24 protein-coding genes are annotated in these 21,453 nt (G+C 72.3%); 13 read left to right on the top strand and 11 right to left on the bottom strand.

Annotated features, from left to right (window positions below):
• Positions 1–32: 32 nt before the first annotated feature.
• Entirely contained in the window at positions 33–251 is a 219-nt protein-coding gene (locus ACFXMF_RS36705) for a hypothetical protein (protein ID WP_360310866.1), read from the top strand.
• 215 nt (positions 252–466) lie between these two features.
• On the opposite strand, the gene ACFXMF_RS36700 is transcribed toward ACFXMF_RS36705, so the two are convergent.
• The 4 genes from ACFXMF_RS36700 to ACFXMF_RS36685 all read right to left on the bottom strand — a co-directional run bounded on the left by ACFXMF_RS36700 (position 467) and on the right by ACFXMF_RS36685 (position 4,025).
• Positions 467–1,459, bottom strand: a complete 993-nt coding sequence (locus tag ACFXMF_RS36700) for a helix-turn-helix domain-containing protein (RefSeq protein ID WP_379988602.1) — start codon at positions 1,457–1,459, stop codon at positions 467–469.
• A gap of 257 nt (positions 1,460–1,716) precedes the next feature.
• The gene (locus ACFXMF_RS36695) at positions 1,717–2,223 is read right to left on the bottom strand and encodes a DinB family protein (protein ID WP_360310870.1); all 507 of its coding nucleotides are present in this window, start codon (positions 2,221–2,223) and stop codon (positions 1,717–1,719) included.
• A gap of 158 nt (positions 2,224–2,381) precedes the next feature.
• Positions 2,382–3,257, bottom strand: coding sequence for a hypothetical protein (locus ACFXMF_RS36690; protein WP_379988604.1), 876 nt, complete (start codon positions 3,255–3,257; stop codon positions 2,382–2,384).
• A gap of 9 nt (positions 3,258–3,266) precedes the next feature.
• Entirely contained in the window at positions 3,267–4,025 is a 759-nt protein-coding gene (locus tag ACFXMF_RS36685; protein WP_379988606.1) for a caspase family protein, read from the bottom strand.
• A 490-nt stretch (positions 4,026–4,515) separates the two neighbouring features.
• Between ACFXMF_RS36685 and ACFXMF_RS36680 the strand changes: the two genes are divergently transcribed.
• The 4 genes from ACFXMF_RS36680 (at position 4,516) to ACFXMF_RS36665 (ending at position 8,335) form a co-directional block, all read left to right on the top strand.
• A complete protein-coding gene (locus ACFXMF_RS36680; protein WP_379988608.1) occupies positions 4,516–5,094 on the top strand; it encodes an HIT family protein in 579 nt (192 codons plus the stop codon).
• Between the two features lie 722 nt (positions 5,095–5,816).
• Positions 5,817–6,344, top strand: coding sequence for a TetR/AcrR family transcriptional regulator (locus ACFXMF_RS36675; RefSeq protein WP_360310876.1), 528 nt, complete (start codon positions 5,817–5,819; stop codon positions 6,342–6,344).
• A gap of 114 nt (positions 6,345–6,458) precedes the next feature.
• Positions 6,459–7,469, top strand: a complete 1,011-nt coding sequence (locus tag ACFXMF_RS36670) for an alpha/beta hydrolase (protein WP_360310878.1) — start codon at positions 6,459–6,461, stop codon at positions 7,467–7,469.
• The gene (locus ACFXMF_RS36665) at positions 7,466–8,335 is read left to right on the top strand and encodes an alpha/beta fold hydrolase (RefSeq protein WP_379988610.1); all 870 of its coding nucleotides are present in this window, start codon (positions 7,466–7,468) and stop codon (positions 8,333–8,335) included. Before ACFXMF_RS36670 ends, ACFXMF_RS36665 begins: the two co-directional genes overlap by 4 nt.
• Positions 8,336–8,386: 51 nt before the next feature.
• Here the strand turns inward: ACFXMF_RS36665 and ACFXMF_RS36660 are convergent, their stop codons facing one another.
• Both ACFXMF_RS36660 and ACFXMF_RS36655 read right to left on the bottom strand, forming a co-directional pair.
• A complete protein-coding gene (locus ACFXMF_RS36660) occupies positions 8,387–9,397 on the bottom strand; it encodes a hypothetical protein (RefSeq protein ID WP_379988625.1) in 1,011 nt (336 codons plus the stop codon).
• A gap of 183 nt (positions 9,398–9,580) precedes the next feature.
• Positions 9,581–10,279, bottom strand: a complete 699-nt coding sequence (locus ACFXMF_RS36655; protein WP_379988611.1) for a hypothetical protein — start codon at positions 10,277–10,279, stop codon at positions 9,581–9,583.
• 119 nt (positions 10,280–10,398) lie between these two features.
• On the opposite strand from ACFXMF_RS36655, the gene ACFXMF_RS36650 reads away from it, so the two are divergent.
• Together ACFXMF_RS36650 and ACFXMF_RS36645 are read left to right on the top strand one after the other, a co-directional pair.
• Positions 10,399–10,881 carry a cytidine deaminase gene (locus ACFXMF_RS36650; protein WP_360310884.1) on the top strand — a complete coding sequence of 161 codons (483 nt, stop codon included), beginning with the start codon at positions 10,399–10,401 and terminating at the stop codon, positions 10,879–10,881.
• Positions 10,882–11,086: 205 nt separating this feature from the next.
• A complete protein-coding gene (locus ACFXMF_RS36645) occupies positions 11,087–11,527 on the top strand; it encodes an NUDIX domain-containing protein (protein ID WP_360310886.1) in 441 nt (146 codons plus the stop codon).
• A gap of 34 nt (positions 11,528–11,561) precedes the next feature.
• On the opposite strand, the gene ACFXMF_RS36640 is transcribed toward ACFXMF_RS36645, so the two are convergent.
• Both ACFXMF_RS36640 and ACFXMF_RS36635 read right to left on the bottom strand, forming a co-directional pair.
• Positions 11,562–12,227: a response regulator transcription factor gene (locus ACFXMF_RS36640; protein ID WP_360310888.1), complete on the bottom strand. Its 666-nt coding sequence runs from the start codon at positions 12,225–12,227 to the stop codon at positions 11,562–11,564.
• A complete protein-coding gene (locus ACFXMF_RS36635) occupies positions 12,224–13,450 on the bottom strand; it encodes a sensor histidine kinase (RefSeq protein WP_379988614.1) in 1,227 nt (408 codons plus the stop codon). The genes ACFXMF_RS36640 and ACFXMF_RS36635 overlap by 4 nt, the downstream gene beginning before the upstream one ends.
• 50 nt (positions 13,451–13,500) lie before the next feature.
• Between ACFXMF_RS36635 and ACFXMF_RS36630 the strand changes: the two genes are divergently transcribed.
• The 4 genes from ACFXMF_RS36630 to ACFXMF_RS36615 all read left to right on the top strand — a co-directional run bounded on the left by ACFXMF_RS36630 (position 13,501) and on the right by ACFXMF_RS36615 (position 16,788).
• Entirely contained in the window at positions 13,501–13,665 is a 165-nt protein-coding gene (locus ACFXMF_RS36630; RefSeq protein WP_379988616.1) for a hypothetical protein, read from the top strand.
• Positions 13,662–14,591 carry an ABC transporter ATP-binding protein gene (locus ACFXMF_RS36625; RefSeq protein WP_379988617.1) on the top strand — a complete coding sequence of 310 codons (930 nt, stop codon included), beginning with the start codon at positions 13,662–13,664 and terminating at the stop codon, positions 14,589–14,591. Before ACFXMF_RS36630 ends, ACFXMF_RS36625 begins: the two co-directional genes overlap by 4 nt.
• Positions 14,588–15,370: an ABC transporter permease subunit gene (locus tag ACFXMF_RS36620; protein WP_379988619.1), complete on the top strand. Its 783-nt coding sequence runs from the start codon at positions 14,588–14,590 to the stop codon at positions 15,368–15,370. Before ACFXMF_RS36625 ends, ACFXMF_RS36620 begins: the two co-directional genes overlap by 4 nt.
• A gap of 530 nt (positions 15,371–15,900) precedes the next feature.
• Complete coding sequence (locus ACFXMF_RS36615; RefSeq protein ID WP_379988620.1) at positions 15,901–16,788, top strand: hypothetical protein; 888 nt, start codon at positions 15,901–15,903, stop codon at positions 16,786–16,788.
• Positions 16,789–16,841: 53 nt separating this feature from the next.
• On the opposite strand, the gene ACFXMF_RS36610 is transcribed toward ACFXMF_RS36615, so the two are convergent.
• Positions 16,842–17,348 (bottom strand): GNAT family N-acetyltransferase, encoded by a 507-nt coding sequence (locus tag ACFXMF_RS36610; RefSeq protein ID WP_379988622.1) that lies wholly within the window; start codon positions 17,346–17,348, stop codon positions 16,842–16,844.
• A gap of 92 nt (positions 17,349–17,440) precedes the next feature.
• Positions 17,441–17,929 carry a carbonic anhydrase gene (locus tag ACFXMF_RS36605; protein WP_360310902.1) on the bottom strand — a complete coding sequence of 163 codons (489 nt, stop codon included), beginning with the start codon at positions 17,927–17,929 and terminating at the stop codon, positions 17,441–17,443.
• Positions 17,930–18,246: 317 nt separating this feature from the next.
• On the opposite strand from ACFXMF_RS36605, the gene ACFXMF_RS36600 reads away from it, so the two are divergent.
• Complete coding sequence (locus ACFXMF_RS36600) at positions 18,247–18,948, top strand: class I SAM-dependent methyltransferase (RefSeq protein ID WP_360310904.1); 702 nt, start codon at positions 18,247–18,249, stop codon at positions 18,946–18,948.
• A 109-nt stretch (positions 18,949–19,057) separates the two neighbouring features.
• Here ACFXMF_RS36600 and ACFXMF_RS36595 read toward each other — a convergent pair whose 3' ends face one another.
• Entirely contained in the window at positions 19,058–19,486 is a 429-nt protein-coding gene (locus tag ACFXMF_RS36595) for an OsmC family peroxiredoxin (protein ID WP_360310906.1), read from the bottom strand.
• Positions 19,487–19,918: 432 nt separating this feature from the next.
• Between ACFXMF_RS36595 and ACFXMF_RS36590 the strand changes: the two genes are divergently transcribed.
• A complete protein-coding gene (locus ACFXMF_RS36590; RefSeq protein ID WP_360310908.1) occupies positions 19,919–21,355 on the top strand; it encodes a GuaB1 family IMP dehydrogenase-related protein in 1,437 nt (478 codons plus the stop codon).
• Positions 21,356–21,453: the final 98 nt, after the last annotated feature.

Genomic DNA, 21,453 nt, shown 5'->3' with positions numbered 1-21,453 from the left:
CACCATCACTCACACCCAGGCTTGGAGAGGTCATGCCCCACTCGTCCCCGTGGACCATCGGCGACAACCTGTGGCGCAAACTCGGCGACGGCAACCACCACTTCGGCACTATCACCCGCGTCTGGCAGGACACCGACGGCCGATGGATGGTCGAGTACACCCGCGGCTGGAGCCGAGCAGCACGGGAAACCCACATCGCACCGGCCGACGAGATGTACAGCGCCAGTACGGCCCCCTCGCGGCCGGTGTGACCTACCCGAGCCGGACCTGCCATCGGTCCGCCGGCAACTCTTGGACCGCTGCGGGCCAACCGTCGCGCGAGAACCTGGCGACCTTCACGGCAGGGGCATCGGACTGCTCCATTCATCGTGTCTCGTCTCCATCCGCCCACCTCCACCTGCGTGGGGACTTCCCTTGGTGAAGCCGGTATTCGAATGGTGGAACTTTTCATATGGAAAAGGGAGTGTCACGTGTGTGGGGTAGGGGTGCGGCGGTAGGCGTCGGGGGTTTGGCCGGTCCAGCGGTGGAAGGCTCGGCGTAGGGCTCGGGCGTCGGTGTAGCCGAGGCGGCCGGCTATGGATTGGACGGGGAGGTCGGTTTCGCGGAGCAGGGTGCCGGCGCGTTCGTGGCGGACGGATTCGATTTCGTCGCGCCAGGTGGTTTCCAGGTCGCTCAGCCGGCGTTGGAGGGTGCGTGGGCTCATGGCCATGCGTTGGGCGACGAGTTCGAGGCTGAGTTCCTCGCCGAGGGCTTGGGCGACTTCGGAGCGGAACCTGCCGTGCCAGCCTGCTGCGGGGCGGGCGTTCTCCAGGACGTTGTCCGCGTATCGGCGCAGGATCAGGGCGAGTTCGTCGTTCGGGCCGGCCGGGCGTGGTGGTTCGGTGTCAAGGTCGAGGAAGGTCACCGAGTTGGTGCGGGCGCCGAAGTCGATGGCGCGGGTGCCGAACGCCTCGATCAGGTGTCGGTGGTTCTTCGGGGCCTCGTGGGCGAGGGCGACGTGGACGGGGACCACCCCCGGCCCGCGTGCGTCCCGGGCCCGCCTGAGCATGAGCGCCATCGCGAATTCGTCGATCACGGTCACCGCCGCCGGCGAGTAGGGCGCGATGCCGTACGTGATGGTCAGCCGCCGGTCCTCCTCGATCACCGTCATCTCGGCGCCCGGGTCGGTCATGGTCGGCAGGTAGCGGGCGGCGTCGCGGCAGCCGTCGGCGAACGTACCGCCGGTGGTGAACAGGTAGTCCCAGACGTGCAGTCGCCCCTGCGCGGCGGTCTCCGCGGCTCGGACGCCCGCGCCCGCCGGACTGCCGTGTGCGACCAGTTCCCAGAGTCGGACCAGGGTCGCGGTGGGCACACGCAACAGCGGATCCGCGAGCGTCTCCGGCTCCAGGCCCGGCAGATGCGCGAGTTCGCTGTGGGCCACCCCGGCCCCGAGCGCGGCATCTCGCACAAGGCGTGCCATGTGCGATGAAACCGTGTTGTCGATCACTGCCGGAGCATATCCGGATGGTCAAGCGCAATACAGATCCGGGAAGTGGCGTGGATGGTCCCCTGCTCGGCGTGAAGTGTCCCCCCGGATTCGGGCAGCCGGATACGACTCGGCGGCGGCCGGGATCCGGGCCCGATGGGCGGCTCGGATCCGCCGCCGCCGTGGGTCGCGCGGCCAAGGCAGGGCGAACGGGCCGACCGCGGCCATCGATGCCGCAGTCGGCGGGTGGGTCAGGGGCCGACCGTGCCGTCGATGCCCTCGCGGAGGAAGTCGGCGTGGCCGTTGTGTCGGGCGTACTCGTGGATCAGGTGCAGCATGACCAGGCGCAGCGACACTTCCTCGTCCCACTTGGCGTTGTGGCCGGTCACGTCGAGGGATTCGGCGGCGGCCTCGATCCGGCGCGAGTGCTCGATCTCGGCCTCCCAGGCGCCGAACGCCTCCGCGCGGGTGGACGTACTCGCGTCGTAGGCCACCTGGAAGTCGCCCTGGTCCGACCACACGAGCGGGATGTCCTCGCCGTTGATCACCCGTCGGAACCAGTTCCGTTCGACCTCGGCCATGTGTCGGACCAGGCCGAGCAGGGAGAGGGTCGAGGGCGGCATCGACTGGCGGCGCAGGTCTTCGTCGGAGAGGTCGTCACACTTCATCGCAAGCGTCGCCCGGTGGTAGTCGAGGAAGCTGCGGATCATCTCGCGCTCGCCGGCGATCACGGGCGGCTCGGGGCGTTGGGTGGGCATGGGGGTGGCTCGCTTTCGGTCGGGGCGGGGGGGGGGGGCGGGCTTTTGGTGGGTGGGCGCGCGTAGACCACGGTCGGGCCGCGCGGGAGCATTGATTCTGCGCGATGTGGTCGGCCGGGAGTAGGCGGGGGCGGCTCGGGCTTCGGCGTGGTGGGTTGTTACGGAGCGTATCCCTGGCCGAAGTCGCGCACGATGCGCTCGACGGCGCGCCGGGCGTAGGTGTCGGTGGTACCGGCCGGCCCTGCTGTTCGCGTCGCCGAGAATCTCGCGCAGCGTCCGGGCCGCGAGATCGGCGTGTTCGGGACCCAGGGCCGCGATTCCCGTCGCGGCGTCGACCCGGGCCAGGACGTCCGTCGCAGCCGAACAGGCGGCGGTACGCAGGGCCTCGGTCGCCGGCGCGACGTGCTCGGGGCCGCACCGGGCCAGGGCGCAGACGGCCGCGATCCGCACGCACGGGTCCGTGTCGGTCGCGGCCGGCACGTCGTTTCGGCGGACAGGATGCGGAGCAGGCGGACCAGTGCGCTGCGATCGGCGGCGAGCCGGCCGGCCGTGACGCGAAGCGGCAACAGCCGTTCGGGGCGGACCGTTCGAGCGGCGCCCGTCGGGTCGGTCGCGGTGTCCGTTGCTCGCGTCGCGTCCGTCGCCCGTGTCGAGCCCGTCGCGTAGGCGGCGGCCGGCGACGCCGCCAATTGCAGACTCAGCGTCGACTTGCCCTGGCCGGCACCGCCGGTGATCAGCACATGGCGGTGCAGCCCGAGGGTCTCCTCGGCGGCCCGGGCCGGGGCCACCGGTTGTACGGCCGACTCCATCGGTACGAACTGTCGCCTGTGGCGCTCCGCGTCGGGTCGGTTGCGCTCGTGCTTACGGAACTCCTCGCGGACTTCGACCGCGGTGCCGGTGGTCGGCGCGCTGCGGACCTGTTGACGTACGTAGACGGTGGCCAGGCCGTCGAGTGGCGCGTCGTACAGCCGGCAGGTGAAGTTGCGGGCGGCGATGGCCTGGGCGTGCAGCAACTCCCTTATGTGTGGCGCCAATCGAGGCGCCTAGTCGGTCGTCGCCGAGGGGTGTCGGTTCCACCACGGCACGATCCGGGCACCGTGGTCGTCGTTGCGTTGTTGCGGTGCGGGGAAGCCCGACTCCGCCAACACGCGGTGCAGATGGGCGTGCACGGTGGCCAGGTCCAAGGCCCGCGGCCCGCCCGGGACACCGTGCTCCAGGACGTCGGTCAACCGGCCGGTGAAGGCGGTGTATCGCTCGCCGACCGGGGCGACCGCCTGCCGGGTCGCCGACACCGCGGCCAGGACGTAGGTGCCCTCCACCCGGGAGAGTTCGGCAAGTCGGCTGTCCTTTGTGCCCATTGCGCCGGTCAGGGCGCGGCCGGCGAAGCAGCAGTCCAGGAGTACCGCCTTGGCGGGGACGCGACGGGCCGAGCGCAGCACGTTGCGCACGTCCTGGAACGGCAGTGTGGTGTAGACGCGGTCGGGGCGGCAGTGCGGCAGGGACAGGAGCAGGTCCTCGGTGTCCGGCGAGATCAGGCCGTGGCCGGCGTAGTACGGCAGCACCAGGTCGGTCGCGGCGGCGGCCGCGTCGGTCAGCGCGTCCAGGACCTGGTCACGGTGTTCGGGTTGTTCGATCACCACACGGTTCTGCGCCGGCAGCCCCCACACCTGCGGATCGGTGAGCAACTCGCGCAGGCGGGCCAGGTTCCGGGCCACCGCCGGCAGCGGTGTCAGGTGCGCGAAGTCGTGCGAACCGACCAGGACCACCCGGGAGCCGTGCGGATCGTGTGGCGCGGCACTCACGTTGCCCAGGCCCGGCCGCCGCTTCGGTCGCCGATCCGCACACGCATCCATCCCCCTTGGCCGGCCGAGCAGTTCAGCGTAGTGGGAGTGGGACGGCCGGCAGGTACGTTCGTGGGACCGGGCGGCCGAGGGCCTGCTGTCGACGACCGCTCCGCAAGCGCCGATTCGTCGGTCGGGGTGTTCGGCGGGCGGGCCGAGTCACCTTCCGCGGCCTCCACTCGTACGGGTGGTCTTCCCCACGTTTGCGCAGGCTTCGGACGAAGTCGGAGCCGAGTCGGCCGGATGCCGCCGGAGAGTGCCGCCGAATCGGCGTGGGCATTGCCGGGCGACGTCCGTCGCGAGTGTGTCCCGGGCATGCTGCGGGCGGGTCACAGGCCGGATCGAGGCGTGACGTCCGTCCGAAGGCGATCGTTTCTTCAACCGAACGTTTGCAGCCGCAAGCAGGCTCTTGTCCCCGTTCGAGTTGGAGGCTGTCGTGTGTGGTTCCCAGGTGCCCGGACCCCGCCCGTTCGCCGCGTCGACCTGGCCGGAGCGGTACGCGCAACCCGACGCCGGCGCCGGTTGTTCGATGTGCGCCAAGGACTTCACCGCGCCCGACATCGGCTGGGGGCTGTTGCTCAAGCGCGGCGTGTACGGCAACGCGTATCTGTGGCGCGCCGGTCGGGTACGCGGCTACGTCGTGGTGGTCTGGACCGGGGGACACGTCGCCCGATTGACCGCGTTGTCCGCCCGCCAACTCGCGGGCTTCATGGCCGAGGTGACCTCGGCCGGCCGCGCGATCGAGGCGCACTATCGGCCGGTGCCCAAACTCAACGTGTCCCTGCTCGGCAACGACATCCCGCACCTGCACGCACACCTGATCCCACGTCGCCCCGACGAGCCGACACCGGAACGCGTCCCGGCCTTCGCCCACTTGGACCACGACCGGCAGGACGAGGACCGGATCCAGTCCGACGCCGCGGCGTTGCGCGCGCTGCTGGCCCATACCGGCGCAACCGATGCGGCCGGCCTGGCGGACGACGCGATCGGAGCCGACCCGCCCGACCCGGGCGCCGCCGGTCGACCCTGAACGCGCCGGAGGCGGGTCGGCGCGGACCACGTACTGCGGCTCGCGTCGGACGAGGCCACCTCCCGACGCCGCCACCGCCGCCGACGGCGCGAGGCGGCCCTGCCGTGACCTGGCCCGTCCCGTCGTCGGCGTCGAGCTGCCGCAGTGAGCGTGGCCGCCGGGCTCGCCTACTCCCTGGACACCCGGCCGCGCGGTACCTCCGGCGAACTGCGCCGCCGGGTCTCCCGACGCGACGAACCGAACCCGGCCCGGACGCCGGGCGGCCTGACCGCCCTGCCCCCGGGCGACGCCGCCACACTCGGCCTACCCGTGGCCCGGGCGACGCCGCCGCGCTCCGCCTGCCCGTGGCCGCGCCGCGGTCGACGGCGAGTCTGCGCGCGTCGGCGTCGCTCGGGGCAGCCGGCTCACGGCGCACGCCCCGATGTCGTGCGGGCGGAGGGTCGCTGGTCGGAGGCTAGGGTCGGAGCGTGGACGCAACGCGGGTGCCGAAGGCGCCCTGCTCGCCGCGGTCGACGGATCCGGCGGGCTTCCTCATCCTCCCCGTCCCGATCAGGTAAGGACGTTCGCTCATGGGTGTTGTCGACGTGAACGCCTCAGGTGACGCAGGTTCCGTTGACGCAGGTTCTGCCGACGCAGGTGCCGCGGGCGCCGGGCAGGCCGGGTATCGGCGCTCGGCCGGCTCACCGCGTGGCGAGGCACGCCGGCGCGAGCTGCTCGATCGGGTGACCGAGGACCTCGCGGTCAACGGCCTCGTCGACTTCTCGTTGCGCCGGGCCGCCCGGGCGGCGGGGACCACGCACAAGGTGCTGCTCTACCACTTCGACGGTGCCGACGACCTGCTCAAGCAGGCGATTGTGCAACTGCGCGACCGGCGCATAGGCAAGTCGTCGGCCGCTGCCGGCGGCGGGTCGACCCGGTTGTCCCTGGGCGAATGGGTGCGCGTGGTGTGGCCCATCCTGGTCGGCGAGGAGGCGCGGGTCCTGGATCAGGCGATCGGCCTGGCGATGTACGACCCCGAGCGTTACGCGGAACTCGGTCGCGGCGCGTCCCAGCAGTATCTGCCCACCCTGCTGGCCGTCTGCCCCGAGCACTGGGCGGACCGACGCAAGCTGGAGGTGGCCGAGATGATCCTCGCGGTATTGCGCGGCTTCCTGGTCGACGCACGCACCAGCGGCGACCTGGACGGCGTCGCCGCCGGATTCGACGCGCTGACCCGAGCGCTGGAGCGCGAGGAGGCCGCCGACGCGTAGCCGCGACGGCCACCCGCGCAGCGCGCCGAAGGGCCGGGGAAGCGGTGTGGACAGTTTGCGAACCGCGTGGTTCACTTTTTCGAAGGATGAAGCGTCGTCCATGCGGAGGTCGGTGTGCCAACGTCCAGGGAACGCGAGAAGGTCCACTTCGTCAGCGGCGGGACACGGTGCGCCGCGTGGCACTATCCGGGAGACAACGGCGCCTGCGTGGTCATGGCCGGCGGCTTCGCGGTGACCAAGGAACCGGGCACCGACCCGTTCGCGAAGCGGTTCCACGAGGCCGGGTTCGGTGTACTGGCCTTCGACTACCGCCGGTTCGGCGAAAGCGGGGGGCAGCCGCGCCAGGTGGCCTCGATCCGCGGGCAACTCGCCGACTGGCAGGCCGCGATCGAGTTCGCCGGGACGCTGCCCGGAGTCGACCCGGCCCGGCTCGCGGGCTGGGCGTTCTCCGTCTCCGGCGGCCACGTCCTGCGCGTCGCGGCCCGCTCGCCGCGCCCGGCCGGACCGGGCCTCGCGGCGGTGATCGCGCAGACCCCGAACGTGGACGGCCCGATCGTGCTGCGCGCCGCCGCGCGGTACCAGACGTCCCTCGCGTTGTTGCGCCTCGCCGGTCGCGGAATCCTGGACGCGCTCGGCGGCGCGGTCGGCCGCCCGCCGCTGCTGGTGCCGCTCGCCGGTGCACGGGGCACGGTCGCGCTGCTCGCGACGCCGGACGCGCCGGAGGGGGACCGGGCACTGAACCCGGACAACATCCACCCGGACTGGCAGCAGGCGGTCGCCGCTCGTTCCACGCTCGCCCTCGGCTGGTATCGACCCGGACGGGACGCCCACCGGGTACGCTGCCCGATCCTGATCGTGGTGTGCGACCAGGATCGCACCGCGCTCGCCGAACCGGCCGTCGCGGTGGCGCGTCGGGCCCCGCACGCCGAACTGCTCCGGGTGCCCGGTGGACACTACGCCCCCTTCACGAGCGCGCACGAGCAAGTGGTCGAGGCCGAACTGACCTTTCTACGACGGCACTTGTCGAAGGCCGTTCCAACGGCCGCCGATCCGGCCGCCGACTTCGATCCGGCCGCCGCCGAGTTCGCCCCGGCCGCCGCCGACCCGCGAGGCCGAGCCCGATGACCCTGCGCGAGATCGAGCTGTCCGCCGGGACGATCGAATATCGGGACACCGGTGAGACCCGAAGCACCGGTCCCACCATCGTGCTATTGCACGGCCTGCTGATGGACGCCTCCCTGTGGGACGGCCCGATCGCCGCGCTGTCCGCCGAACACCGGTGCGTGGCGCCCACGTTGCCGTTTGGTGCGCATCAGCACGCGATGCGGGCCGACGCCGACCTGTCGCTGCCCGGAATCGCCCGGCTGGTCGCGGAGTTCCTCGACCGCCTCGACCTGGACGACGTCACGCTGGTCGGCAACGACACCGGCGGCGCACTCGTGCAATTGCTGATCCGCGACGGCGCGACCGAGCGGGTGGGCCGGATCGTACTGGCCTCGTGCGACGCGTTCGACAACTTCCCGCCCGGCCTGACCGGCCGGACGCTGCTGCTCACCGGGAAGCTCTCGCCTCGGCTGTTCGGGCTGTTCATGCAACAGATGCGGCTCCGCCCGGTGCGCCGCCTGCGGATCGCGTTCGGGTGGCTGACCAAGCGCGGCGACGCGGTGACCGCCCGCTGGCTCGCGCCGATCCTGACCCGGGCCGAGATCCGGCGCGACGCGGTACGGATGTTGCGCGCGGCGGGCGCGGACACCGACCTCCTGCTCACCGCCGCCGAGTCGCTGCCCGCCTTCGACCGCCCCGCCCTGGTGGTCTGGGCGAGCGAGGACCGCGTGATGCCGCCCGACCACGGCCGCCGTCTGGCCGAACTCCTCCCCCGGGGGCGACTGGTCGAGATCCGGGACAGCTACACCCTCATCCCACTCGACCGTCCCACCGAACTCGCGCGAGCCATCCACGAGTTCACCGACACACCCGAGACGGCCAGATGATCCCGCCCCGGCACCCGCGCGCACCGGCGGCGTGCCGGGCCCACCCCCGTCTCAGCGCCCGGCCGACAACGGCGACCGACCACGACCGTCGCCGCCCATCCCGGCGCGATCGCGGCCCCGATCCCCATCCCGACCTCGATCCGGCAGCGCCCCCCGCACCAACACGCGCACCATCGCCACCCCCGCCCCCACCGCGATCACGTGCAGGATCGCCGCAGCGGCAAGGTTCTCCGGCAACGTCGTGTCCGGCGGGCTCGCGAGCGCCACATACAGGGTGAGCGGCAATTTCCAACCGCTCCAGGCGAACAGCGAGCCCGACCCGATCCAGCCCAGCGCGATCGGGAGCCGGCGAGCGAGCCTGCCCGGCCGGCCGCAGGCGATCATCGCGGTGGCAACGGCCGCCACCAGGGCCCAACTTCCCCAGAGCCCGGTCAGGATCCGCCAATCCGCGTCCCGCGCCTGCGGATGCGCGATGCCCCACGTGCCGCCGATCACCCAGTACAGCCACACCACGCCGAGCCCGCCGCCCGACACCGCCGACCATGGGACGTGCCGCAGGCTCGACCGGCCGGCCGCGCCCCGATCCCGGACCGCATCACCGACCCGCCCGGCGAGTACGTCCGGCCAACGTCGACGCAGATACGCGGGCAGCGCGAGCGCCAACCCCAACCCCATCCCGACGAAACCGAGCTGAATCAGGGCCGCCTCCCACCCCGGCATCGTCGCATCACCCGCACCGTCACCGGCCCCCACCGCCGATCCGTCGGCCGACTCCGAGTCGCCACCCGAGGACGCCCACAGCGAACTCAGCACCGCATACGGCAACACCGAAACCAGAAACCCGGTCCCCACCCACGCGCAGAACGCCAATGGAGCGCCCGGTATCCGCATTCCCCACGGGCGAACCAGCGCCAGGGCCACCGCGATCCCGATCGCCGCCATGCCCACCGTCGCCGTGTTGAGCACCACCCACTCGGCCGGGCCGAACCCCGCGCCGGTCGGCAACACGCCGATCAGCGAACCGATCACCCACGACGCCTTGATCACCGGATAGGGCGTCATCGCGAGCACCGCTCCGTACGCCGCGACCCGGCCCACCCGGTCCCACCCGATCCATCGCCACACCGGAATTCCCCCTTCGATGGCAGGAATTCCAGCCTCCGTCGCAGCGCCGGCCGTCGGCATCCCTCGGAGGTGTGCGGCCGTCCCCCGATCGGGGGACGGCAACGACCGCCCCGAGGACGACTATTCGCGAGGTTCCCCGTACCAGCGCCAACTCGTGCGCCGCTCGTGGCCCGGCAGGTCCGCGCGGCCGGTGGCCCACAACATCGTCGGCCACGGGTCGGTGTCCTGCGGGACGTCCGGGAAGAGCCGGGCCAGGACGCGTGCGCACAGGTCGGCGGGCGGGGCCCAGGTCACCCCGACGTCCTCGGCCAGGTCGTGGGTGTGCACGAGCGTCTCCACGATGCCCATCGCGGCGAAGCCCTCGGGGTCGGCGGCACCGAAGGTGTGGTGGGCCCGTACGCTCGACGGCGTCGTCCGCACCATGGCGACCAGCAGCGCGCCGCTTGCCTCCAGCACCTGCAACAACCCGTCCGGGCCCGCCGTGTGGTCCGCGTGGATCGCGTTGGCCGGGCCGCCCGGTCGCCGACTCGCCCAGACGAACGGCACCTCGCCGGACATCGGTGGGACCCTGGGGCCCAGTTGGGCGGCGTACGCGAAGAGATCGTCGCTCAGGTGCTCGACCGTCTCCCAACGATCCCACTCCAGCGCACCGGCCTTCGCCTCCCACGCCGCGGCCGGCACGCCCCGCAGCGCGGCCACCGCGAGTTGCACGGCCCGATCCAGGTCGTCGGCGGTGACCGGCCCCGGCCCGTGTTCGGGCGGCACGGTCCGCGTGCCCGGCGGGGTCGCGGGCGCGTCGTCTTCAGATGATTCGAACATGTCCGGACCGTATCGCCACGCACACCTCGAACCACCGAACCACCGAACCACCGACGGCGACATCGGCTCCGCGGTGGCGCACGAGCCGGTCGGCGGTGCACGGACGGTAGCGTGGCGACATGACCGTTGATCAGGAACTCGTCGATGCAGCGATCGAGTTGGCGCGCAACCGATTCCCCGGGCAGGACTGGTCCGGTGCGGCGGCACTGCGGCTGGACGACGGGTCGATCGTGACCGGTACCGCTCCGGAGGTGCCGAACAACGCGGTGCGGCTGTGTCACGAGACCGGCCCGATCTGCGAGGCGTACAAGCTGGGGCGGCGCGTGGTCGCCTCGGTCTGTGTGACCGCCGCCGACCAGGATCGCGGCTACTGGGTGTTGGCTCCCTGCGGGGTGTGCCAGGAACGTTTGTTCGCCTACGGGCCGGATGTGGCCGTCGGCGTACCGGAAGCGGCCGACCCGCGTCGTTGGCGGTCGCTGCGGCTGCGGGACGTGCAACCCCATTGGTTCGCGCGGGTGTTCTCCGACGACGTCTGGCCATATCGGCAGCCGGGCGACACGGATCCGGCCGGGTGGTCGGGCGACACGGATTCGGTCGGGTAGTCGCGCGGCAGCGCCGCCCCGTGGCGAACGTGCTTCCGACGGTTCGGGCGTGACGTCCGTCCGTGGCCCGTCGTTGGTCCGGGCGGAGGTGTGTGTCCCGGCACGCGGGCCGGGTTCCCGGGTCGACGCGGGCCGGCGGGCGACACCGCCGTGCAGCCGGGGGCGACGCCCGAAGCACCCGGATCGACCATGGGGAGAGCGACACTTGAGCGACCACCGCCACAATGCCATCGCCTATGCCGCCATCATCCTCGAACGCGCGGACGGCGCGGTGTTGTTCATGGAACGCAAGGACACCGGCTTCGCCGACGGCCTGCTCGCCCTGCCCGGCGGACTGGCCGACCCGGGCGAACTCCTCATCGAGGCGTGCGCCCGGGAGACCAAGGAGGAGATCGCCACCGACGTCGCCACGGCGGACCTGCGCACGGCGTACGTGTCCCAGGTGCTCGGTGAGACCGGCGCACCGGTGATCGGCTGGTACTTCCACACCACCGCCTGGTCGGGCGACCCGGTCAACGCCGAACCCGACCAATGCGCCCGGCTGACCTGGCTCGACCCGGCCCACCTGCCGCCCGATGTGGAACCCACCGACGCCACCGCGGTCACCGCCTGGCATCGCGGTACCGCGCCGACCCGGTGGGCCTGACGGCCCTCGGGTCCTTTCCACCGGTCGACGACCGCTAGGCGGGGCCCAGGCCCGCCTGATAGGCGGTAATCACCAGTTGTACCCGGTCGCGGGCGCCGAGTTTGGTGAGCAGGTGACCCACATGGGTCTTGGTGGTGCCCTCGGTGATGTGCAGGGTTCGGGCGATCTCGGCGTTGGTGCGACCTGCGGCGATCAACACCAACACCTCGCGTTCGCGCGTGGTGATCGCCCGCAACGCGGCCGGCGGTGACGTCGGGTCGGGCGCGGCCGGTCGGGCGGCGAACTCGGCGATCAGCCGCCTGGTCACGCTCGGCGCGAGCAGTGCCTCGCCGGCCGCGACCACCCGGATCGCGGCGAGCAGATCCTCGGGCGCGGTGTCCTTGAGCAGGAATCCGGCGGCCCCGTTCCGCAGTGCCGCGTAGATGTGCTCGTCCAGGTCGAACATGGTCAGGATCAACACCCGAACCCCCGGCACCCCGCCCGTACCGGTGATCAGCCGGGTCGCCTCCAGGCCGTCCATGTCCGGCATACGAATGTCCATCAGCACCACGTCGGGCCGCTCCCGGCGGGCCAGGTCCACCGCCGCCGCACCGGTGCCCGCCTCGCCGACCACGGTGAAGCCCGGCGCCACGTCGATGATGCCGCAAAAGCCCGCGCGCACCAGAGCCTGATCGTCCGCGACCAGCACCCGCACGTTCATCCGACCCGCTCCCGCAACGGCAGCACGGCGGCCACCCGAAATCCCCGCCCGGGCAACGGGCCCGCGCTGAACTCCCCGTCGTAGAGCCCGACTCGCTCGCGCATTCCGGCCAGGCCGTGCCCGTACGGCGGCTCGTACGCCTCGACGCCCGCGGTCGCCGGACCCGAGCCCACCCCGTCGTCGAGGATCTCGATCGCCAACGCGTCCGCGCGGTAGTCGATCGCCACCCGGCCGGTCGTGGTGCGCGCGTGCCGAGCGATGTTGGTCAGCGCCTCCTGCACGATCCGATACGCCGACAACTGGATCCCGGCGGGCAACTCGCGCACGTCGCCCGACGAACTCAACTCCACCCGCAACCCGGCCTCGGCGGCGCGTGCCAGCAGGGCGGGCAGATCCGCCAGGCCCGGCGCGGGCAGCCGATCCGCCGGGCCGTCCGCACGCAGCACGCCGAGCAGGCCGCGCATCTCGCGGATCGTCTCGCCGCTGATCCGGCGGATCGCCGTGAGCGCCTCCCGGGCCTGCTCGGGCCGTTCGTCGAGCACGAATCCGCCGTACCCCGCCTGCACGTTGACCACGCCCAGGCTGTGTGCGATCACGTCGTGCAACTCGCGGGCCAGCCGCAGCCGTTCCTCGGCGAACTCGGATCGGGCCAGGTCGGCGTGATGCTCGCGCAGCGCGGCGGCGTAGGCGCGATGCCGCCCGACCGCGTAGCCGATCGCCCACGCGGTGCCCACGAACAGCAGCGCGAGCCACGCGTTGCGACGCAGGTCGGCCGAACCGAGCAGCCACAACGCGCCGCCGAACAGGCCGACGCCGAGTGCCGCGAGGCCGGCCCGGGGCGGGTAGGCCACCGCCGCGCTGTACACCGCGGCCATCGAGACCAGCACCACGAACGGGCCGCCCAGCGCGAGGGCGATCGTGGTCTCCCCGGCCGCGCCCACCACCACCGCCCACGCCGCGAGCACCAGGCCCACCGCCCACCCGGGCCGGGCGCGGCGCAGCGCCAGGGCGACCGCGAGCACGGCGACCGCGAGCAGCGCGACGGTCGGCTGGGTCGAGGTCGGCTCGGGGTAGCCGCGCCGATGCGGGTCGTAGTCGTGGTAGGCGTTCAGCACTCGCATCGTGGCGATCCAGCCCCCGACCAGGGCCGCGACCACGTCCAGCGCGACCCAGTGTCGGGTGCGCAGCCTCTTGGTCAACGGGCGCAGCGGCTCCGATTTCATGCGTCGATCGTAGGGAGCGAGCCCGGTTCGGCTCATCGCCCCGGAGGTCTATGACCACGGTCGGAGACGGCACCCCGAATCGGGCCGCGCACTCGACCCGCGGTCCGACGACGGCGCGTCCGCGAACCGACACGGTGGAGCACATGGTCGGCGGCATCGGTTTCGTGCCGGTGTCGGCGGCGCGGATCGAGCGAGGGGCGGAGCAGGGCGGATGATCGAAGTGCGCGGACTCACCAAGAGATACGGCGCGCGGGTGGCCGTGGACGACGTGACGTTCACCGTCGAACCGGGGCGGGTGACCGGGTTCCTGGGGCCGAACGGAGCGGGCAAGTCGACCGTCATGCGGATGATCCTGGGGTTGGCCGCGCCGAGCGCGGGCCATGCCCGGATCGAGGGGCGGCCGTATCGCTCGTTCGACCGGCCGCTGTGCCGGGTGGGCGCGCTGCTGGACGCGGGCGCCGTGCCGGGCGGGCGCGCCGCGTACCACCATCTGGCGAGCATCGCGGCGAGCAACGACCTCCCGCGCTCTCGGGTCGACGAGGTGTTGGTCCGGGCCGGTCTGCGGGACGTGGCCCGGCGGCGGGTGGGCGGATTCTCGTTGGGGATGAAGCAACGGCTCGGGATCGCCGCCGCGCTGCTCGGTGAGCCCGGGGTGCTGCTGTTCGACGAGCCGGTGAATGGTCTCGATCCGGACGGGGTGCGCTGGATCCGTACGCTGATGCGCGACCTGGCGGCCGAGGGACGCACGGTGTTCGTCGCCGGGCACCTGATGAGCGAGATGGCGCTGACCGCCGACCACGTGATCGTGCTCGGCCGGGGGCGGGTGATCGTGGACACCGACATGGCCGAGTTCATTCGGACCGGGTCGCGGGGCGACGTGCTGGTGCGTTCGCCGCACGGCGCGGAGTTGGCCCGGGTGCTCACCGGGCACGGCGCGACGGTGACCGCCGAACCGGACGGCGCACTCGCGGTCGCGGACCTCGCGTTCGCCCGGATCGGCGAGTTGGCCGCCGCACACGGCCTGGTCGTGCACGAGCTGGGTGCCCGGCAGGGTTCGTTGGAGGAGGCGTATCTGCGGATCATCGGGGACGAGACGGATCATCGCGCGGTCGGCGCGATCGGCGAGGGGGCGGGCGCATGAGCGGCTTTCCGGTACCGCGTGGGGTGCTCGTGGCCGAGTGGATCAAGCTGCGCACGCTGCGGTCCACCTACTGGACCGCCGTGTTCGCCGCGGTCGCGGCGCTCGGGCTCGGCGCGTTCGACCTGGGGAATCTGGTCGCCGACTGGGACGGCATGTCGGCCGAGAAGCGTGCCGTGTTCGACCCGGTGCGGTTCGGCTTCAGCGGCGGGTACTACGTGGTGGTGCTCGCGGCGGGCACGCTGGGTGTGCTGGTGAGCAGCTCGGAGTATGGCTCCGGGCTGATCCGGACCACGTTCACGGCGGTGCCCCGGCGGCGTCGGGTGTTCGCGGCCAAGGTGTTGGTCACCGGCGTCGTGACGCTCGTGATGGGGGAGGCGATCGCCTTCGGCACGTTCTTCCTGGGGCAGGCGATCCTGGCGGACAAGCACCTGGACGTGGGCCTGGGTGCTCCGCACGTGCTGCGCGCGGTGGTTGCCACCGGTGCGTTCGTCACCGTGATCGCGCTGATCGGGCTGGCCCTCGGCACGATCGTGCGGCACTCGGCGGGCGCCATCGCCGGGTTGTTCGGGCTGTTCTTCGTCGCTCCGATGCTCACCGAGGCCGCCGGCGACGGGGTCCGGCGCGGCACCCTGCAGCCCGCCTTCCAGGCGCTGAGCAGCACCACCGGGGCGGCCGACGCGGGCCGCCCGTCGACGGTGACGGCGGTGGTGGCGTGCCTGGTCTGGCTCGGCGTCGCGCTGGCCGTCGCCGCGTGGTCGATCGAGCGTCGGGACGTGTAGCAGACGTGTGGATCTTTGGACGGGCAGCGGGCCGGGAGGGTTGGCGTGCGCGGGGAGTGTGGCCGTTCGTGTCGATTTCCGCGTGGGCGGCCGTGCTGCCCGTGCGGGATCGGGTGCGGGTTCCGGTGCGGATTCCGCACGGATTGCCATGCAGTCGGCGATGCGTATGCCCATGCAGCTTTCCATGCAGTTCACCGTGCAACTCCCCCTGCAGTCTGCCATGCAGCTCGCCATGCAAGTACCAGGTCAGAGGGCCTTTTCCGCAGTACTTCCTCCGGTTCCACCGGGGCCCACCGGGACGGACACGATGCTCTCACGGATGTTCAGGTCGATGCCGTCGCGCACCACCTCGTGCCGCTACGGCAGATCGGCTTCGCCCACCATCACGCTTCGCCGCAGGGCGACGGCGGGCCGTCGGCGTGCCGGCCCGGTGGATCGGGCGTGATCGCCTCGTGTCGGCGGCCGGCACCGGCTCTAGAGTGATCATGACGGGGTGGCGCGACACGATGTGCGGCGAGGGGCTTGGGGACGTGGCGATACGGGATCAACTGCGGGGCATCGGCGGGGCGATGGGGGCCGCGGCGGCTTCGGGGCGCGCAGCGGTGGGCGGTCGGATCGGGGCCGGTCGGGCCCGGGTCGCGTCGGGGGACTGGGTACACGGGACGCTGGACGCGCTGCCGGCGCCGGCCGCACCCGCCACCGCCGCCTGGGAGTTCTCGTTGGGTGCGCTGGTGTGTCGGCATCCCAAGGTGCCGGCCGTCACCGCCCGACCCTTGAAGCTGCTCGACGGCCTGGGCGCGGTGCGGTTCGGCCCGGAGACGGTCGGCTTCGAGGGGGAGGACATCCCGTGGGAGAAGGTGCTCCGGCTCACCCTGCACGACGCGTTCGCCTCGATGACCACGGCCGCGCTCGATACCGAGGTGGACCGGATCCGTGACGTGTTGCCGCCGCTGCCCGGCCGCAAGTGGGCGGTGACCAAGGTGGTGGAGGGCCTGCTCACGGTGGTTCTCGCGTCGCTGGAGCAGGCCGACGATCGTCGCCTGGACAGCGCGGAGGTGGCCTGCGAGATCACCTACCGCGGGCTGCTCGGCCGGGAGAAGACGCTGCGCGCAAGCCTGTTCGCGACCGCCCTGCTGGCTCGGCAGACCGCCGTCGCGGACAGCCTGGTGGCCACCGCGCGAGCCCACGGCGTCGAGGTGGTCGCGGCCGTGCCCGAGGGCGGCGCCGGCGATGCGGCGGCGGCCGAGCGGATCCGCGCCCTGCGGGCCCGGACCGACGTGGTTTCGGCGAAGCTGCGGGCCCAGCGCGAGCAGGACGCGGCGGACCCGACGCCGGCGTCGGCTGCTCCCACCACCGGCCCCGGCACCTTCGTCCACCCCAGCGACACCGTGGATCCGACCGACCCGTTCGCCTGCTGACCGGCAGGGAATCCGACCCGGCGAACCGGCACAGGGTCCGAAGGTCCAAGGGCCTAGGCGTGCGCCTCCATGCCATAGAGACGCAGGCCCCGGGCGCGGTAGTTGACGAGGGCGTTGGGGTGGTCCTCGGAGGACGTGTGCAGCCAGACCCGACGGACCGGCTCGGTGCCAACGGCGGGGGCGGTGTGCCAGGCCTGGCGGAGCAGCAGGGTCAGCGCGCAGCCGCCGAGACCCTTGCCGACGTATTCGGGAAGCAGGCCGAACGTGACCACCTCCACGTTGCCGGCGGGTTGTGGCTCCAGGTTGCCGATGCCCGCGGTTTCGCCCGTGTGCGTGATCAGCCAGGGTTGCCGCAGTGGGTGCGCGGCGTGAAGTTCGGCCCAGTCCTGCTCGGTTCGGGTCACGCTGCGCCAGCCGTACGGCGCGCCGATCCGCGCCTGGAGGTCCTGCACGAGGGGTGTGGCCGGGTCGACGCGGCGTAGTGCGAGCGACGGCACGGGGCGGGACGGCCGGAGGTCGTCGAGCGAGGTCATCTCCAGGTACATCAACGTCTTACCCATCGCGCCAGGCTATCCCCGACGACCGACACCCGCCCCGGGCCACCCCGCTCCGGCGCGGGGCGGGGGACCCGGGGTGGGCGTGGCGGTCTCGGCTAGACGACCTCGTTCAGCTTGCCGGTGGCCACGTCGAAGACGAAGCCGCGGATCCGGTCCTTGTACACGACGAACGGATCGGCCTTGATCCGCTCGATCGACTGGCGTACGTCGGTGTCGAGGTCGGTGAACGCCTCGCTGGCCCAGGTGGGTTTGATGCCCGTCTCGGCCAGGATGGCGCCCTTGAATCCGTCGTCGTCGAACGTCAGCATGCCGCAGTCGGTGTGGTGGACGAGGATGATCTCCTGGGTGCCGAGCAGGCGTTGGCTGATCGCCAGGGAACGCAGTTCGTCCTGGGTGATCACGCCACCGGCGTTGCGGATGACGTGTGCGTCGCCCTCGTTCAGGCCGAGGATCGCGTATACGTTCAGGCGGGCGTCCATGCACGCGACGACGGCTACGTGTTTGGCGGGCGGGAGGGGCAGGGGACCGGTGAAGGCCGCGACGTAGGCGGCGTTGTTGGCCAACAGTTCATCGGTGACGGACATGCGAAGTCCTTCGGCTGGTGTGGCGAGGACCCACCCGGGATCGGGATTGCCGCGTGAACCGGGCGGGTTCGGACGCGGGACGGCCACGCACACGGCGACGACACGCGGCGTGACCTACCGACACGCCTCGTCGAACAGCCGGACGCGCCGGGTCGGCCAGAAGCCTTCCAGCGAAGTCGCGCCCACAGCGCCCCTGTTCCCCACGCGAACAGTGAACTCAAACCGACCCGACTGTGCAAGTGACGGCGGCGCCCCGATCGGCCGCCGGGGCCCGTGCGGCCGGGTGTCGTCGGTGGTCGGGGGTAGGGTGCCCGGTCGTGATCGAAGCCGATTTCCTCCGCGCCACCCGGACGTCCTACGACGCCTTCGCCACCGAGTACCCCGAATACGTTCGGTCCGACCTCCCGAACAAGCCGATCGACCGGGCCCAACTCGCCGCCTTCGCCGAATTCGTGCGCTCGGCCGACACCGGACCCCGGTCCGTGGCCGACGTCGGGTGCGGGACCGGTCGGATCAGCGCGCATCTGCGTGACCTCGGGCTGGACGTGTTCGGGATCGACCTGTCGCCGGGGATGATCGAGGTGGCCCGCCGCGAGCACCCGGACCTGCGGTTCGAGGTCGGTTCGATGACGGACCTGGACCTGCCGGACGACTCCCTCGGCGGTCTGCTGGCGTGGTACTCGATCATCCATGTCCCGGTCGAGCGACTCCCGGGTGTGTTCGCCGAGTTCCACCGGGTGCTGGCGCCGGGCGGGCGCCTCCTGCTGGCCTTCCAGGTCGGCGACGAACCGCTGCGGCTGACCGAGGCGTTCGGCCGATCGGTGGACCTCGACTTCCACCGCCGCCGACCGGAGCGGATCGCCGACCTGGTGATCGACGCGGGCCTGACCATGCACGTGCGGACGATTCGCGAACCCGACCCCGGCGAAGGTGTACGGCCCACACAGCACGCCTACCTGCTGGCCCGCAAACCCTTGCCGGTGGAGCCGGAGACAGCGGCGGCGGAAACGCGGGCGTAGGCGCCGGGCGACCGGCCGGCGACGTCGAGGGGTCGGTTCACGCGTGCGGTCGGTAGGGAGACCGCACGGCCACCGACGCCCTCGGCGTCCGTACCGTGACCGGCCGGCTTCAGCCCAGCGAAGCCGTCAGGGTGATCTCGGCGCCCGGCGAAAGCAGCCGGGAGATCGGGCAGTTCTGCTTGGTGACGTCCGCGATCTCGAGGAACTCCGACTCGTCGATCCCGGCGGCCACGACGGCGGTCTCCAGGTCGATCCGGGTCACCGTCGGGGCGCCCTCGACCCGGACCAGGTGCACCTTGGCCGTGGTGTCCACCGAGCTTGCCGGGAAGCCCGCGTCGCCCAGGCCCTTGGCCAGGGCCATCGAGAAGCAGCCCGCGAGCGCGGCGCCGATCAGTTCCTCGGGATTGGTGCCCTCGCCCTCCTCGAACCGGGACTTGAACGAATAGGCCCCCTCCAGACCGCCCTTGCCGGTGCGGATGGTGCCCGCGCCGTCGAGGATGGTGCCCTGCCACAGAGCTGTCGCGCTACGAATGGTCATGGCCCGATGCTAGTGCCGTGGCCACCGCTCGGCGTCCGGGCACATGTGCGAGCCCCGCGCGGGACCGGCGCGCAACCTGCCCCGCGTCGGCGGCCGGCCACCGCCTCGGCGGAGCTCGTCGAACCCTTGCCCCTGGGCATCGACAACACCGCGAACACCGGCGCGACCGGGCCCAGGCACGCGGCGGACAGGAACGCGTCGTGGCTGACCGCCGGTTGCGCCTCGCGGATGCGCCGCCCGTCACCACCGGCCGCGGCCATGTCGTGGCCGAGCCGCTGTACGCGATGGTCGCGACCACCGCCGGGCCCGGCGCGCCGCCCGCCTTCCGGCCGGATCCGCCGCCCGCGAAGGTCGGCCGCGCCGGACTTCGGGCCAACTCGCCCCGCCGGTCCGGAAGATCGATTGCCGGGCCGGCTGGGTACGTACCGCGACATGAGATTCCTCCACGACCAGGTACCGCCACACGACCTCACCTACAGTGACGTCTTCCTCGTACCGTCGCGTTCCGGCGTGGGCTCGCGCCTCGACGTGGACCTGACCACCTCCGACGGCACCGGCACCACCATCCCGGTGGTGGTGGCCAACATGACCGCCGTGGCCGGGCGCCGGATGGCGGAGACCATCGCCCGCCGCGGCGGCCTCGCGGTGATCCCCCAGGACATCCCGGTCGACGTGGTCGCCGAGGTGACCTCCTGGGTCAAACAGCGCCACCTCGTCTACGACACCCCGATCACGATGGCCCCCACCGACACCGTCGGCGAGGCGCTGAACCTGCTGCCCAAACGGGCCCACGGCGCGGTGGTGGTGACCGAGGGCGGGCGCCCGGTCGGCATCGTGGCCGAGGCCGACTGCCTGGGCGTGGACCGCTTCGCCCAACTGGAGCGGGTGATGTCCACCGAACTGCTCACCCTGCCGGACGGGGTCGACCCGCGCGAGGCGTTCGATCGGCTCTACGAGGGCCGGCACAAGCTCGCGCCGATCGTGGACCCCGACGGTCGCCTGGTCGCCGTGCTGACCCGCACCGGCGCGCTGCGCTCGACCCTGTACCGGCCGGCCCTGGACGCGGCCGGACACCTGCGCGTGGCCGCCGCGATCGGCATCACCAACGACGTCGCGCACAAGGCCGAGGGCCTGATCGAGGCGGGCGTGGACACCCTCGTCCTGGACACCGCGCACGGCCACCAGGAGCAGATGATCAAGGCGCTGCGCGCGGTCCGGGCGCTCGACCCGCCCGTACCGGTGGTGGCGGGCAACGTGGTCACCGTGCAGGGCGTGCGCGACCTGATCGAGGCGGGCGCGGACATCGTCAAGGTCGGCGTCGGCCCCGGCGCGATGTGCACCACCCGGATGATGACCGGCGTCGGGCGCCCGCAGTTCTCCGCGGTCGCCGAGTGCGCGGCCGAGGCCGCCCGGCTGGGTCGACACGTGTGGGCCGACGGCGGGGTGCGGCACCCACGCGACGTGGCACTCGCCCTGGCGGCCGGCGCGTCGAACGTGATGGTCGGTTCGTGGTTCGCGGCCACCTACGAGTCGCCCGGCGACGCCTACCGCGACGGCGAGGGCCGGCTGTACAAGGAGAGCTTCGGCATGGCGTCGGCGCGCGCGGTCCGGCTGCGCACCGCCACCGAGTCCGCCTTCGACCGGGCCCGGAAGTCCTTGTTCGAGGAGGGCATCTCGTCCTCGCGGATGTACCTGGACCCGAACCGGCCCGGCGTCGAGGACCTGCTCGACTCGATCGGCGCCGGCGTGCGCAGCGCCTGCACCTACACCGGCGCCCGCACGCTGGCCGAGTTCCACGAACGCGCCGTGCTGGGCATCCAGAGCCCGGCGGGGTACGCGGAGGGCAAGCCGCTGCCCGAGAGCTGGTGACGGTCCGGCGGCGGCGGCCGCGCCGGGCGCGCCGCCGGCGGGGGGGGCGGGGTCCCGCCCGGGGCGGGCGCCGCCCCCCGGCGGGCCAACGGTTTTCG

Origin of the sequence: Embleya sp. NPDC059213, from assembly GCF_042754445.1 — a bacterium.
In the GTDB taxonomy this organism is placed as follows: Bacteria; Actinomycetota; Actinomycetes; order Streptomycetales; family Streptomycetaceae; genus Embleya.
The sequence above is the reverse complement of the archived record's forward strand: the minus strand, read 5'-3'. Positions and strand labels throughout refer to the sequence as shown.